General features: G+C 40.3%; 9 protein-coding genes. 3 read left to right on the top strand and 6 right to left on the bottom strand.

What is annotated here, in order from left to right; translation table 11 throughout:
- Nucleotides 1-6 precede the first annotated feature (6 nt).
- The 5 genes from hscB to ABIN91_RS13960 all read right to left on the bottom strand — a co-directional run bounded on the left by hscB (nt 7) and on the right by ABIN91_RS13960 (nt 10,770).
- Nucleotides 7-531 carry a Fe-S protein assembly co-chaperone HscB gene (hscB, locus tag ABIN91_RS13980; RefSeq protein ID WP_348051779.1) on the bottom strand — a complete coding sequence of 175 codons (525 nt, stop codon included), beginning with the start codon at nt 529-531 and terminating at the stop codon, nt 7-9.
- A 56-nt stretch (nt 532-587) separates the two neighbouring features.
- A complete protein-coding gene (locus ABIN91_RS13975; protein ID WP_348051778.1) occupies nt 588-2,564 on the bottom strand; it encodes an OmpA family protein in 1,977 nt (658 codons plus the stop codon).
- Between the two features lie 55 nt (nt 2,565-2,619).
- A complete protein-coding gene (locus ABIN91_RS13970) occupies nt 2,620-3,585 on the bottom strand; it encodes a type IX secretion system membrane protein PorP/SprF (protein WP_348051776.1) in 966 nt (321 codons plus the stop codon).
- Between the two features lie 36 nt (nt 3,586-3,621).
- Nucleotides 3,622-9,321, bottom strand: a complete 5,700-nt coding sequence (locus ABIN91_RS13965) for a CshA/CshB family fibrillar adhesin-related protein (RefSeq protein WP_348051775.1) — start codon at nt 9,319-9,321, stop codon at nt 3,622-3,624.
- Nucleotides 9,322-9,753: 432 nt separating this feature from the next.
- Nucleotides 9,754-10,770: a phytanoyl-CoA dioxygenase family protein gene (locus tag ABIN91_RS13960; protein WP_348051774.1), complete on the bottom strand. Its 1,017-nt coding sequence runs from the start codon at nt 10,768-10,770 to the stop codon at nt 9,754-9,756.
- Nucleotides 10,771-10,906: 136 nt separating this feature from the next.
- Here ABIN91_RS13960 and ABIN91_RS13955 point away from each other — a divergent pair, with 136 nt between their 5' ends.
- Nucleotides 10,907-11,626 carry a DUF2490 domain-containing protein gene (locus tag ABIN91_RS13955; RefSeq protein WP_348051772.1) on the top strand — a complete coding sequence of 240 codons (720 nt, stop codon included), beginning with the start codon at nt 10,907-10,909 and terminating at the stop codon, nt 11,624-11,626.
- On the opposite strand, the gene ABIN91_RS13950 is transcribed toward ABIN91_RS13955, so the two are convergent.
- Nucleotides 11,623-14,064 (bottom strand): TonB-dependent receptor, encoded by a 2,442-nt coding sequence (locus ABIN91_RS13950; protein WP_348051771.1) that lies wholly within the window; start codon nt 14,062-14,064, stop codon nt 11,623-11,625. The genes ABIN91_RS13955 and ABIN91_RS13950 overlap by 4 nt on opposite strands.
- Nucleotides 14,065-14,301: 237 nt before the next feature.
- Between ABIN91_RS13950 and ABIN91_RS13945 the strand changes: the two genes are divergently transcribed.
- Both ABIN91_RS13945 and ABIN91_RS13940 read left to right on the top strand, forming a co-directional pair.
- On the top strand, nt 14,302-14,724 hold the full coding sequence (locus ABIN91_RS13945; protein ID WP_348051769.1) for a hypothetical protein: 423 nt from the start codon (nt 14,302-14,304) through the stop codon (nt 14,722-14,724).
- Nucleotides 14,721-16,049 carry a hypothetical protein gene (locus ABIN91_RS13940; protein ID WP_348051768.1) on the top strand — a complete coding sequence of 443 codons (1,329 nt, stop codon included), beginning with the start codon at nt 14,721-14,723 and terminating at the stop codon, nt 16,047-16,049. The genes ABIN91_RS13945 and ABIN91_RS13940 overlap by 4 nt, the downstream gene beginning before the upstream one ends.
- Nucleotides 16,050-16,116: the final 67 nt, after the last annotated feature.

Genomic DNA, 16,116 nt, shown 5'->3' with positions numbered 1-16,116 from the left:
AATCCCTTAGAATCGGGCTGCAAATGTATTCAAAGAATCCTTAATTCGCAACAAATATTTCTGTCTGTAGTAAATATCTTTAATTGTATTTAGAGCCTTTTCTTTATCAGCCTGATTATCTGCCTCATAATTTTTAATGGTTGCTGATAATTCTTCACTTAACTCATCATCCATTCCGTCTATTTGCGTTTTAAGCGCACTAAAGCTTTGTTCATCTTCAATTTCCATTAACGCTTCGTTAATTTCCATCATCTCCATTAAAAAACCCGGGGCAAGTTTATGTTTATCACCATCGGCCAGTAAGCCATGCTGCTGCAGAATGTATTCGGTACGTTTATTAGAGTCGGAAAGTATCTTATAAGCTTTATTATTGAGTGTAGATAGCTCTAATATCTCCTGTTGTTTAGCATCATCCTCGTTGGCATAAAAATCCGGATGATATTTTTTACTAAGCTGGTAAAATTTATTCTTCAAAGCTTTCTCATCAATCTCAAATGACTCCGGAAGCTCATAAAATTCAAAATAGTTCATGAAGCAAAATTAAAGTAATTTGGGCTAAGGGTTATCAAATACAGGTAAATTTACCATTACTGCCTAACTATAGTAAACTCAGTTCTACGGTTTAACTGATGCTCTGCTGCACTGCATTTTACACCATTTTCGCACCGGTTAAGTAAACGCGATTCGCCATAGCCGCGAGCTGTTATGCGGTTTTTATCAATACCGCCTTTTTCTACAATATATTTTACAGCAGCCTCGGCCCTGCGTTGTGAAAGCTTCATATTAAATGTATCATTACCACGGCTATCCGTATGCGACCCGATCTCTATCCAGATAGTTGGGTTTTCATTCATTACTCTGATCAATTTATCCAATTCAATAGCGGCATCTGGCCTGATATTCGATTTATTAAAGTCGTAGTAAATATTCTCGATCCTAATTGGCTTATTGATCTGGATCTTTTCTAAATACAGGTCCTCCTTTATAATTTGCGATGCGACTAGCCCCATTGTGGTAACTGCAACATTATCGCTTCTGTAATTGGTTTTCTCGCCTTTTAAAATATAATCGCTCTTATCCTCCAGGTTAAAATTAAATATTCCGGAATCATCTGTTTGTATCTTTAATTCCGTTCCGCCTGTTTTGCTTAAAGTTACAATGGTATTGATTAATGGCTCTTTAGTATTCTTATCAAAAGCTATCCCCACCAGCCTAAAATTCACCAATTGCTTATCAGAGAAACTGTAGATATCGTCGCTACCCGCTCCGCCTAACCTGTTCGATGAGAAGTAACCGGCGGTACTTCCATTTAAAGTAAATGCAAAATCATCCTGTGGCGAATTTATCGGATAAGCCATATTGTGAATATGCCCATAAGCCAGGCCATCACGATCTGCCATGTAAATATCTAAGCCCCCCATACCAACACCACCATCACTCGCAAAATAAATATTCTTAGCAGCATCCAGTATCGGTGTACGCTCGTTACCTGGTGAATTTAGAGCCCTAACATTTACCGGCTGATCCCAGCCACCGTCAATGTCGCGTAAGCAATAATAAATATCTGTACCGCCTTTACCTCCAGGCATATCCGATACAAAGTACAATGCTTTACCGTCGAAAGTTAAAAACGGATCGCCTAACGAATATTTATCGGCATTATTATATTTAAACGAAACCGCCTTTCCCCAGCGCCCGGTAACAGGATCTCTTTTACTTGAATAAATTTCCAGATTAATGGTTTTTATCACAGCTTTCGGGCCTTCAGTTTTATCAGGTAAGCGCGTCAATGTAAAATACATTTCATTGCCGTCTTTAGAGAATGTGGCCGTACCAACATGGTAATCTGTTGGTGCCGTTAACGGAAAGAGCTGCACCGAATCTGCACCGGCCGAACTGATAGACGATTGATATAATCTTAAATAATCATTACCTGTCCATCCGTATATCTTTTTATCCGGCACTTTATCTCCGTCAAATTTCAGGAAAGGCTTTTCGGCTTCTACTATCTTTTGGGCGGCTTTGTTGGTACGATCGGAAGTAAATACGATCTTATTTCCATATTGAACCGCTCCCCAGTCTGATTGTGGTGTATTCAAACCATTTTCATTCTTGATGATCACTTCCCGGGGATGCCTCATCCATCGTTGTGAAGAATCACATGAGGATACCCAAATACTTAACTGAGCCTTGGTTATCTCTCTGTTTAGTGTTGCATAACTTTCAAATTGCGCTTTTGCCTCATTATATTTTGAGTTATTTTGTAAGGCAAAGGCATAGTATAATACGTTCATCGGTTTGCTACCCGGGAAACCCATGGCAGTAGCATACCAACTTTCTGTTTTTTTGTAATCCTGCATTAAACGGTAACAGGTTGCCAGTTGCTCGGCACTATACAGGGTTTCTTGTTGCCTGTACGCTTGTGAATACAAATCGGCCGCCTTTTTATAATTGAACAGGTTAAACTGCTCATCGGCATCTTTAATAGTAGTTTGAGCCTTTACGTTTTGGGTAAATGCCAGTATAGTGACAAGGAAGAGAATAACTGTAAATATTTTTTTCATTCGATACTTTCCTCTTTATAAATTATCTTTTCAGGATCGGTTTTATTTAACTGACTTAAAAATAACGCGGGGTAAGCATCCTGCTTTTCCGGGTTTTAAAATAATAACCTATTGATATTTCATGCGTTCCGGCACTGTAACCCTGCAACGGACCAATAGAGATATCATAAGCATAACCAATACGCAGATTCTCAACAGGGAATACTTCAATTGCTCCTACTACCGCGTTACTATTAGATAGGTTAGCTTGCAAGTAGTTTTTAGTATAAAGCTTAACCCCTGTTCTGTAAGAACCGCCTACCCAAAATTTCTCGCCAAACATTAAAAACGCGTTCGCATCTAAACTGGTTGGGCCAGCCCTATCATCTTTCAGCAAAACACTGGGTTTAATTTTGATATCTTCTGTGAGTGAGAAAAGCGCCCCGGCTGTAAAATAAAAGTGTGGTTTAGGCTGGGCCAGATAAACATGATTTTTAAAATCGCCAAATTGCGATATCAAATTATCTGCTGATACGCCTACATACAATCTTTCGTTTGAAAAATAAATACCTGCCCTTCCATCGGGCACAATATAGTTTTGAGCTCCCGTGGGTTGATAAGCCTCCGGATCATTAGTATCTAATAATGATCCGTTTATACCCAGTTGCATTACACCTATACCCAAACCAAAAGCAAGCCTTGAAGTCCCATCCCCGTTAAGGCGAACCCTGTAAGCATAATTGGCATAAGCTGCAAGGTTACTTTGAGCCCCCAGTTTATCATTACTTATCTGCAAGGCCAAACCAACATTTCCGTCATTAGCGCTCGCGTCTACTGCTAACGACATACTAACCGGTGCTCCTTGTATTCCCGTCCACTGAGCCCTGTAAAAGCTGTGCAGGTTAAGGTTTTCTTTATAACCCGCATAGGCCGGGTTAATGTAAATACCATTAAACATGTATTGGCTCTGCTGGGCATCCTGCTGGGCATTTGCAAGCCCGGCATAAAGCATAAATGTTAATAATATAAGTACTTGTTTCATGTAATATCTTTTTCCGCACATACCGATAAGCCCTTCTTACTTTTTAAATGTTCTTATCAGTGTTATGTAACCTTTGTAAACCTGCCATTCCAGCCAGCCGGTACCTTTAATACGCAATACATAGTAATAGGTTCCTTCATTCAGTCCATCGCCTGTCCATGTGTTTTTATAATCGGTTTGCTTGTAAACTTCGTTACCCCAACGGTTTACAATGCTTAGCTCATTTTGTGCGTAATCGTTTAAATTTTTTATTTCAAACACATCATTTATACCATCACCATTAGGTGTAAACAAAGTTGGGATTTTTAGCACTTTAGGCACTACAACTACCGGCGGCACTGTAATAATTGTTACAGTAGCATCATCTGCCGAGATGGTTAGCGGATTATCTGATTTTGATTTAAGAACCACATTACCCTTAACATCTACCGCGCTCACACTGGCTTGGTTGCTATAAAAACCGGCATCAACATCTGCCTGTGTTATGGTATGCTTTGCCGTTACTGTTGTTAACGCACCAGCAGCTAAACCAGGTATTGATGCCGGGCTGATTGAACCCGCATCAGCACCAGCATCGGCCACTGTTACATTTGTTAATGCAGATGTACCGGTGTTATAAACTATCATGGTATAATTGATCACATCGCCTACTTTGCTCACTTTGTTATTGGCCACTTTGGTTAATACCATTGATGCAGTGTAAGTTGTAACACTAATATTAATCAAAGGGGAAAATGTGCCATCGGGAGTGATCAAATAATAATAACAGGTATCAGTTCCGATAAAGCCTGTTTTTGGCATGTAAGTTACAGTGCCTGAGGGATTAAAAACAAAATAAGGGTTAGTTGACTGGGTAACAACTGTTGTTCCTACCCCGCTTATACCATCGTTTGCTTTCACATTAATTGTTATCGGCGTATTAACCGGAGTTTGGTCAACATCATCCACACCTACTGGTGCGACATAGATTTCTACAGTTATCGGATCGGAAACGTTACCATTATTAGTCAAGGTATAAGTGTAGGTATCTTTACCGATAAAGTTGGACGCCGGCGTATAAGTTATGATTCCGGCACCAGGACCCAATACAACGGTGCCATGCGCAGGATTAGTAGCTATGCTAACCGTTGAACCGACAGCGCTTTGATCATTAAAGATAACGTTGGTTGCTACGGGAGTGTTAATTGTCGTATTATCCCTATCAAGTGACCCTAATGGTTTTAGCGTTATTGTAATATTTACTGTAATAGCGGCAGATGTTACGCCATCGACAGTGGTTAAAGTGTATGTATAACTATCGGAACCAACGTAACCTGTAGCCGGCGTATAAGTAATGGTACCAGACGCGTTGACTACAATAGTTCCGTGCGCGGGTGCCGTTCCGCCTGTTACGGTTGTACGTACGGCACTTGCACCATCGTTATTTATTACTCCTGTTGTTACTGGAAGATTAACGGATGTTTTATCGGCATCAGCAGTACCTACAGGTCTTACACTGATGGTTACCGTGATCGGGTCAGATAATACACCTCCGTTAGTTAGTGTATAGGTGTAAGTATCCTTACCGATGAAACCTGTGGTAGGTGTATATGTAATAATACCACCTGCACCTACTAATGCCGTACCATGTGACGGCGCAGATGCTACCGTAACGGTAGAACCAGCAGCGCTTGGATCGTTAGCTGTAACAGTAGTAGCTTTAGCCGTATTGATTGGCGTAGTATCAGTATCATTTGCACCCACTGGTTTAGAACCTACAGTAATATTAACCGTGATCTGGTCAGATACCACACCATCTGCAGTGGTTAATGTATAAGTATAGCTATCGGTACCAACATAACCTGCGGTTGGTGTGTAAGTAATCGTTCCTGATGCATTAACAACAATACTGCCATGTAAAGGTGCAGTGCCGGCAGCTACTGTTGTACCTGTACCACTTGGGCCATCATTTGTTTTTACTGTTGTTGTTACTGATGTATTGACAGACGTTTGATCGGCATCAGTAACACCAACCGGTTTTACATTAATGGTTACCGTGATAGGATCGGACACTATCCCCCCATTGGTTAAAGTATAGGTATAAGTATCTTTACCTATAAAGCCAGCTGCGGGCGTATAAGTTATCACCCCCGCACCCGCGCCTGTAACAGCTGTACCATGTATAGCAGAACCCGCCACAGCCACCGTAGAACCGGCGGCACTTGGATCATTAGCTATTACAGTGGTAGCAACTGCTGTATTAATTGATGTATTATCAATATCAGCCGCACCAATTGGCTTGGAGCTAACTGTGATAGTAACCGTGATCGGATCGGACATCACACCATCAACAGTTGTTAAAGTGTATTTATAGGTATCGGTACCTGTATATCCTGCATTTGGCGTATAGGTGATAGTTCCCGAAGCATTAACAACAATGCTTCCATGTAAAGGCGCGGTTCCGGCAGCTATCGTTGTACCTGTACCACTGGCACCATCATTTGTTTTTACTGTACTGGTTACAGGTGTGTTGATAGGGGTTTGATCAGCATCATTTGCTCCAACTGGTTTTACACTGATGGTTACCGTTATCGAATCTGATATTACCCCTGTCTTAGTTAATGTATATGTGTAAGTATCATTACCCATAAAATTAGCGGCGGGTGTGTAGGTGATCTGTCCTGCTCCCGGCCCGATTACAACTGTACCATGCGTTGGTGCAGATGCCAAAGCCATAGTAGAGCCTGCCGCATCCGGATCATTAGCTGTAACCGTAAGACTTATGGCCGTGTTAATTGGTGTAACACCTGCATCATCTGCTCCAACGGGTTTAGCGTTTATGGTAAGGGTAACTGTTATTACATCAGACACTACCCCATCAATGGTGTTTAAGGTGTAAGTATATGTATCTGACCCAGAATATCCGGCAATAGGCGTATAAGTTATGGTGCCAGAAGCATTAACAACTATATTACCGTGTAAAGGCGCGGTTCCGGCTGTTACCGTTGTACCTGTACCGCTTGCACCATCATTTGTTTTTACTGTAGTAGTTACCGGGGTGTTAACCTGGGTTTGGTCTACATCATTAACCCCTTTTGGTTTTACACCGATTGTTACCGTGATCGGATCCGATAATACTCCCGCTTTGGTTAAAGTATAAGTATACGTATCTAAACCCATAAAACCCGCGGTTGGTGTATAGGTTATTTGACCTCCCACACCAATTACGGCTGTACCATGTGCAGGTGCTGCTGCCATAGCTATTGTAGAACCTGTAGCTCCTGGGTCGTTCGTTGTAACTGTTGTGGTTACAGGCGTATTAATAATAGTTATATCGTTATCATTTGCCCCTATTGGCTTTGATGCCCCAACCGTTATTGTAACGCTTATTGGATCGGAAGATACACCATCAGGGGTTACCAATGTATAGGTGTAAGTGTCATTACCAGTATAACCCGCATTTGGTGTATAGGTAACAGTACCCGACGGATTTACAACAATTGCACCGTGTACTGGCAATGTTCCGGCAATTACTGTATTACCTGTGCCGCTGGCGCCATCATTTGCTTTTACGATGGTAGTTACCGGGGTACTTCCGGCTGTTTGGTCAACATCATTTACACCTACAGGTTTTACATTAATGGTAATTTGTGTATTGAGGCTTTCGGACCCATAATCATCTTTAATAGTATAAAATATAATTGCTTTGCCGGTGAAGGTAGCTACAGGCGTAAAAGCTACCCGTCCTGAGATGGCATTTACAATAAAAGTACCCTGCCCCGCAACGGTCACAACTGTCTTTTTTATATTATCAGCCGGATCTATCAATAAAACCTTGGTAAGATCTATAGTGCCATCCGGATCATAATCATTAGTCAGCTCATCAACAACTATTGGAATATTGATATTAGTAGTTACTACATCGGCCGCAGTTACGGGTATTTGATTAAGTGCGAAATTTACCCCTGTGATATCTAAACTTGTACCAGGCGTAGATACCTGGATCTGCAGGGTAGGTGTTCCGCTTTCAATGCCTGTATGGCCAGCATTATTCAAGCCATAAGCTTCTCCCGAAGGTTTCCAGCCTGGTGGTAAAGTTGGTTGCACACCCGATATTGATCCGCCAAGAGCGACATCATTAGTGGAAATAACAACCAGGTACGTACCATTATTGGAATTGAGTAAACTATATTTTCCATCCGCTTGTACTGTAGCCTTGTTAGCTATTGTATTGGTATTATCTATCAAATAAGCAAAAAGCGGAAGCGAACCAACGTACTGAATAGCCGTACCCGATATGACACCATCGGTTCCGCCATTATGATCATTGTATACGGTGCCTGATATATTAACGCCAAGAATATCTTTAAATTTATAATCTTCGACTTCACCGTCGGCGGCAAACGAGAAACTTCGTTCATCAACGTTTGGCGTTGCCGTATTGTCTACCAGTGGCGTGGTTGTAATCCGGAATCGGGTATATAATATCCCTGTTTTAATTTTACTGGCGAAGGTGGAATTAAGAAAGGTAAGCGTAAAGGTTTGATTATTTGTATTAGCCGGAATAGTTGAGGTAACTACCTCATCAGCGCTAAATACGCCATCGCGGTTAAAATCTATCCAGCCGTACAAAGTTGCTGGTACTCCCTTGGTGTTTGTAACCGGCAAATTTAAAACAACATTACCTGCCTGGTTAACTTTAATATCCGGCAAGGTAGCTACGTTAAAAGTGCTCTCATCCGCACCTACCAGATCATCATTAGTAGCTAATGCTGTGCCTACTGGCTGCCCATCAGCATCAACATTATTTGCGCCTATGTAAACACTTGCCTTAGCTACAAGCGATGTGGTATTATAATTAACAACAGCATAAGTGCCGTCACCGGGATAATAATCGGTTATTTGAAACTGATCCATATAATGACCGGCAGTACCATAAGATAATGGTTCATCGCCAAGATCAAAAGGCAAAACAAAACCTATAGCCATTGCTGTTAAACCCGATCCCTTCATTGAGATATTTTGCAGATCCCGGGCGCCATGGGCAAACATCACCGCTTGAACGCCGAAGTTACCGGGAGGCAGATCGGCATAAAGTTTAAATGATTTTCCGCCGTTTAACAGGTCCATTTTATAATGATCATCAGCAGCATTCCCTTCTGTTCTTTTATTGATCAATTGCCAGGCAACGGGATTAGGTGTATCGCCGGAGATAAACTCCCCGCCAGAATCTATCGACTCAGCATCTGCTATCACCATACCAGGATATACTACATCTGTATAAACACCATTAATTAAAATAGAGACTTTAACATCTATGTTAAAAGTAACCTGACCACCATAAGGGGCTGCCAACCCCGAATTCTCAACCCCGCGCGAAAATGGTTTAGACTGACCATTACCAGAATATATAAGATCAAGACCGTCGCCAATATAATTTCCGGGAGTGTAGGCCGTCATGTTAGGTAAAACACCTCCAACAAAGGTTTCATTACTTACAATGGCGGTAATGCGCACCGTTGGTGAAAACTGCCAAATATAGGTGCCATTAATAATACTACCGGCGTTAGCCCCCGATGGAGCTGATATCATTGTACTACCTGGTGTGCCGATATCCCCCCAGGTGAGCCAGTAAACAGAATTATACAGATTTACCCCCGCACTACCACCAATAGCATATTGAGCCTTAGCTTTTGTACAAAATTGACAAAGTATGGTAAGAATTAGAATTATCTTCGACAGGTAAGTTTTCGTCATATAATATCTTTACGGGTCGGGATTAGCATGTGATTTGCGTTAGATGCTATGGGCTAAATAATAAACAATATTGCAAACCAATATTGTTTATCTGATTCAACTAACTAGCAGAAAAATATCTTAAACATTATAATGACAAAATTACAATTTTAAAGCAAAATCCTTTAAAAAACAGGTCATTTTATCTTAACAATATTGAGGTTATCAACTTTAAACACAAAGAATAATACTATAGTCCGATAGCACCTACACCCATGTTTCAATATACGCTATAATTAGCAATTAGAGTTTTGTAATTGTTTGTATTTTTATACAATATAACTATTTACAAATCAACAGCTTAAGTACAATCTGTCTTTAGTAAGATCCTTTATTCAAATTAAACTTTTTATTCGGAAAGCTCTGATTTATAAACAACAGGCCAAACTGTTATTATTTCCAAACCTTACTCTTTTCTTCATCAGCAGGTGCATAATTAATATACTGCACAAAGCGGGGTATGTTTGTTGTATTGGGACTGCTGCCGTGTGGAAGTGCCTGATGCCAGATAATAAAATCACCCGCGTTGGCAGCTATTGGCCTGGTGCCTAATGCATACAGATCCTCGGTCCGTGGATTGGCACCGGCTGGTAAACTATTTATCCAACTATCAACACGGTTGTGAAATCCGGGCACTAATGTAAATGCACCTTGATTTTCGGCTGTATCTGCCAAGTATAGAATCCCTTGCAAACCAAACGGAATAGGCAGATCAAGGCTTACATCCCAATGTAGGCGTGGCCCCTGAAAAGGATAGGCTTCAGTTTGAGGCGGGTTGAAGCCTACCCTATCGGCATTACCAAACAAGTCGGTACGGTTCCATAATTGCTCATAAGCGATGCGGATCTTATCCGATTTACGGTTACTTTCTAATACAGGATGCTGAAAAAGCTGGACCATAATACCCTGCCTTGCGGGATGAGCATTATACCACGTTGCAGCATCATAACGATCTATCTCAATAAAGCTGCAAAGAGCGGCGATGGTTTTTTCACAATCAACTTTACTTACCGCGTTACGCACAATAACATAACCGTTTTGTTCCCAAAACTTTAACTCATCCGCACTTAAAACCTTCTCCGAACCTGGCTCCGATCTGTTAATTGCATCAGCAGAAAACAAGCGGTTAAACTGTTTTACCTTCACTTGGTCGGGAATGCCCGATGCATTTACTATCCAAGTTTCAAATTCTTCAAAAGATGGGGAATTTTGGTACACATATTTTATAGTTTGCTCCAGGCCAATACCTAAAATTCCTAACAAAGTAGTATCCAACTGCCATTCATCATTTAGCTCGTCCTGAGCCATTTTACCTTCGCGTTTTAAAATGGATTTATTCCAGTACCGCTTTAAATGCATTATCTGTAGCTTACCCGTTTCGGTAGATATTATAATTGGAGATGTTATCATAACAAATAATATTTATGAGTAAACATACAAAGCTACAAGCACGAAAAAAAGTATGTATGCGGTAAAATTTGAAAACATTGTTAAATTAAGCTACAACTAAACTATATATTTGCCAATTAATTAACATTAATTTAATATGCTTAAGTATCTTTCTATTCTATTACTCATCTTAATTACTTCATCGGTGTTGGCACAAAATTCAAATGTGGGCACATGGGGCATTGCTACAGTAGTTTTACCCGGCGACAGCACCCATAAATGGGGCGGTTACTCCGAGTTGCAGGTGCGTACAAACGATGTATTGAATAACTTTATGTATTACGAAGTAAAAGCAGGTATTAGCTATGATATTGATAAAAATTTTACGGCCCTGCTTGGTACAGGCAGATACACCACATACGATTACCAGAATGTAAACGCCGGGCCAACAACTACCGAAACCCGTTTTTGGGAACAAATAACTACTAACCAGTTTTTATATCGCCTTAAGCTTGAACACCGTTACCGTGCCGAACAACGCTGGGTTAACAACGCTTACCGTAACAGGTTCAGGTACAGGCTGAATGTATTTATACCGCTTAACAACACAAAAATTGAAGCTAAAACCTGGTTCCTGTCGGTTTTTGATGAGGTATTTTTAAACAATCAGGCACCAAACTTTGAACGTAACCGCGTATCGGCAGCCTTGGGTTATCAACTTGATAAATCGTGGATATTACAGGCTGGGTGGATTAATCAATACAATTACCTGCCCACCATTAGCAATGATAAAAATAACCTGATGCTGATATTGATGTACCGCATTAACCGCAAGCACGCCACCGCGCGTGAGCACCTGCCTACTACAAGCGATTAATTTTTAACCCGGTTCTGTTCACTTTCGGCCCCGTTGGCATTGTGCTTTCGCTGATCTGAAATAGTTTTACCAAAACGATAGCTTAACGAGATCACTACCGTACGGCTATCGGGCTTATTGGTCCAGTTTGCCAGTGTATTAGCCAGATTGTTAATCTGGCCAATATTCACAAACGTGTTAAACACATCATTTACAACCAACTTAACCGTAGTACTGCCCGATAGCTTTTTTGAGATGGCCGCGTTAACTCTTTTACGGCTTCCTATATTAAACTGGGCGCTGGTTAGGTCACTTTGGTAAGAAGCATCGGTTTGTAGTGTCCAATCTTTACCGGGTTTAAACTGTAATATCGGCCTAAAAAAGTAAAATGTACCCTGTGTATTTAATTCGCCGGTATAAAAGGAGCTTACCGTATGAATGTTTTGCGCAAAGGTATACACATGGATATTTAACCACTTGGCCGGGTCAAAGCCAGCATCAATCGTTATGGTTTTGTATTCCACACTTCCCAGGTTACCTGGCCTGCTGTAGTAAATGCCATTTACAATTTCTATGGTTTCGTTAACATCATCCAGCGTTTTTGCATAAGCTAATGATGTTGTGATGTTTTTAAACATGTAGGATAACTCAACATTATGCAGGTAAGATGGTTTCAAAAATGGGTTACCTGTATAATAAGTAAACTTATCTAAAGGCGATAAAAACGGATTCAGATCCTGATAGTAAGGCCTGTCTATACGCCTGCTATAATTTAAGCTTAACTGTTGTTTGCCTGCGGTATCCAGTTTATATTGCAGGTATAAGGTTGGGAACAAACCTGTATAATTACTTTTAAAAACAGAATCTGGCCGTTGTACATTGCCTAACTGGTGCCCGTTGGTGATCGTGTTTTCCACGCGCAAACCCGCCTGAATCGAAAAACGCTTAAAACTTTTACTGGCATTTATATAAGCCGCGCTAATATTTTCTTTATAAATAAAGTGATTGGTTTTACTATAATCGGGCAGGGTAACGTTATTTAATGTGTAAAAATAATTAGCTACATTATCGGTTTCTGTATAGCTGGTTTTTAAACCACCATCCAACTTAACCCCATTTTTTAAGGGTTGCGAGTAATCTGTTTTTGCCGAGTAAATATTAATATGAGCCGGCAAATTACCGGTTAACAAATCATTATGCGTTATATTGCCATTTGGCAGATAGCTGGTATTAGCAAATGATTGATCGCTGTTGGTTTGATAGTTCAGGTAATCCAGATCAACCGTAAGCTCCTGCCCTTGTGTTGGGTACTGGTGCCTGTAATTTAAGTTTACCCCACCATTCTTGAAGTTTTGTTTATCGCTGTTATCAGCGATGATGGTAGAATCCAAAACATTTTGGGCGTTTAAAAACCGGCTGGTATTTAATGTAGGCTTCTGCGATGGATTGATCAAGCCGGTAAAGCCTATGCCTAACGTGGTCTTATCTGATGCATAATAATCTACCCCTAATCTGGCTTCATAGTTTTGCGCTTTACGGCGGATAAAATCACGCTGCAAAAAATTTGATGTTACATTACCCGCGGCATTTAAAAACTGACGGTTAATATCCAGATCGTTCACACTGTTATTGGTACCGTAACCCAGGTTACCAAATATATTTAACTTGTTGTTGCGATAATTAAAATTGACGCTATTATTAGTGCGGGCATACTTACCCTGAATATAGGCTAAATTTACACTGCCATTAAAACCTTTAACTTTACTGCGTTTGGTTTTGATGTTGATCACACCGCCACTACCCGCGGCATCATATTTGGCAGGAGGGTTAGTCATCAGTTCAATTCGTTCTAATGTAGAAGACGGTAACGAGCGCAGGTAACTCTCCAGATCTGATCCCGAAAGGTAAGTTGGCTTATCATCAATAAATATCCTCACGCTGCTCTTGCCGTTAAGGCTGATGCTGCCATTCTGATCAACAATAACTCCCGGCGATTTTTCCAGCACATCCATCGCGGTTGAACCGGCATTACTAACTAACGCGTCAACATTCATTACTGTGCGGTCTATCAGGTGTTCAACCAAAGGCTTCGTTGATACAACTGAAACTTCTTTTAAGGCATTCCCTTTTTGCTGTAAGCTGATAACAGGCACTATAACATCCTGCAAATCAAGTTTAATTACATCACTTTTATAAGTGGAAAAGCCCATCATCACAACTGATAACCGGTAATCCCCCTTCTTCAAGCCTTGCAATAAATAAGCGCCATTTACATCAGCAAACCCGGTTTTAACCAAAGCCGAATCTGCCGAGCGGGATAAGTAAACTGTGGCACCATCAATTGGCTTACCATCGGCATCAAGTATCTTGCCTGAGATTTTAGAACCCGTTTGGGCATATACAAAAGCGGAAGTAACAGTGAGCAAAGCAGCCACCAAAGCGGGTAGTTTTATCTTCATTAATTAAAAGACGCTTTCAAAAGCATTTCGTTACAACAAATCAATAATTTTTGATGCCAGTTTATCATAAAATCATAATTCTGAGTACTTCTAATAAGTAGATGCATTGGCGTCTTTAGAAGATTACCTATATATAAGATGTTAATTATCACAAATAAATATTTAATATACTGTAATAAAACGCTGTATATATTTATATTTATTGACTAATATAGTTGTTGTTTAAACCTTATCATAATGGCTAATCAAAATCCTATCCAGGTTGGTACTCCACAAGTGCAAACTACCTTCCAAATCCCAGCGACAATTAGTGGGAATCACATTACGTTAACTGTAAGAATCAACTTAAATGCACCCGGCTGGAGCTATGTAATAAGCAACCAGATCTATCTTGATGGAAACGATATTTATCCGACAGGTACACCAGCGCCATCAAAACTTTTATTGGACACCGGCGCGGCTTTGAACGGCAAACAACTGATGCTATTAACTAAGGTAACCCTGATATACGCGGCCGGCGGAGTTACTACCCCTCCCCCTGTCTATACTTATACTATAAGTATAGATGATGGCGCCACTAATTTGGGAACATTTACGGCGAGTAGTGTATCTACTTATGTAACTAATTTTAACAGTTTGCTTTTATTTGAACAATTATGAAAAAGCTGCTTTACCTGGGTGTGTTGTTTATACTTATTCAGCATACTGCACTAATGGCCCAAACCGTTCCGCAAAACTTTCAAACCCTCCAACTAAATTCTTCGCCAGCTTATGTGCTGCTCGGGGTTGACCCAACCAATATTCAAAGGCCATCAACCCCGTCGCAATTTATTGCCGGCTTGCAAAATGCTGTGGTAAATGGAAAATTACAGCCCAATGTAGCCTTTGAAATTAGTCCGTATTATCTTAAGAACCCAAAGGATACCACATCTAAACTGTTTAACCCGGCAGAATACCTGTTAAATAAGAAAAATTTTATTCAAACAATTTTTCAAACACTATCAATATCTCTGGCCACCTCTTCTACAGATTCGATAACCTTTGGGAATTTGAAAAGTGGAACAGGAATAGGTATAGGGGTTCATTTTTTATTAATAGACGGAACCCCCAGCGATAAATTTAAAAATTGGGGAGATAGCTACTTAAAATCACTCTTTTTTGATAAGCTATCCGCAAATGTCCAAGTATTTAACTCTGCCAACATAACAGATATTAATATTATAATTGATCATACTTACGAAGTTTTTCAATCGAAGGTGTTGCCTGCTCAAAATTTCAACTCGTTATCAGATAAGGAATGGGCAGATTTTATATCAAAATTAAAATCAAGCATGGCGTACGATCTGCAATCAAAAGGTATTGGCACTGCCAAGGCCGGTATTGTTGGTTACATAGCCATCCTACAAAAAAACGCTAATGCTACGTTAGAAACAACTTCGGCCATCTTAAGCAGAGGGGTAAACCCATTGGCCAAACAAGGTTTTATGCTTGAATTTGACGCCGGACAAGCCTACGTATTTCAAAACAACGTTTATGATAACGCCGCATTGGCCAAATCTGCCATTTGGTTATCCCCATCATACCGCTGGGATGTAAGCAAAAATAACCAAACAGTATCACTACTTGATCTGATGGGCGTAATTCGTTACACTTTTAATAACACATCGGCTAAAGTGGATGTGGCCAATTATCTTGATGCAGGCTTAAAGGGTGCATATACCCAAAATAAATGGTCGGGATCTTTAGAATTTATTTACCGGCATGCATCGGCTATCCCGGTTGGTTATAATAAGGCTTATACCTATCGTTTAACTGCCGGACTTAATTACAAAATATCTGATATGTTAACGTTCACATTCAATTTCGGGAGTAATTTTGATGGTAATACAGTTACCTATAATGATCCGAAAAAAATGTTTGCAATAGGCGGATTAAACTTTGGCTTCCCCAGTTTTAATAGTATAAAAAATCCATCGGCTAACTAATAGAAAATGTAACGGCTTATATAGATATACTTAAGAAAAACAACCCCAAAAGCGAAAGTTTTGAGGT

This window comes from Mucilaginibacter sp., from assembly GCF_039921305.1.
In the GTDB taxonomy this organism is placed as follows: Bacteria; Bacteroidota; Bacteroidia; order Sphingobacteriales; family Sphingobacteriaceae; genus Mucilaginibacter.
The sequence above is the reverse complement of the archived record's forward strand: the minus strand, read 5'-3'. Positions and strand labels throughout refer to the sequence as shown.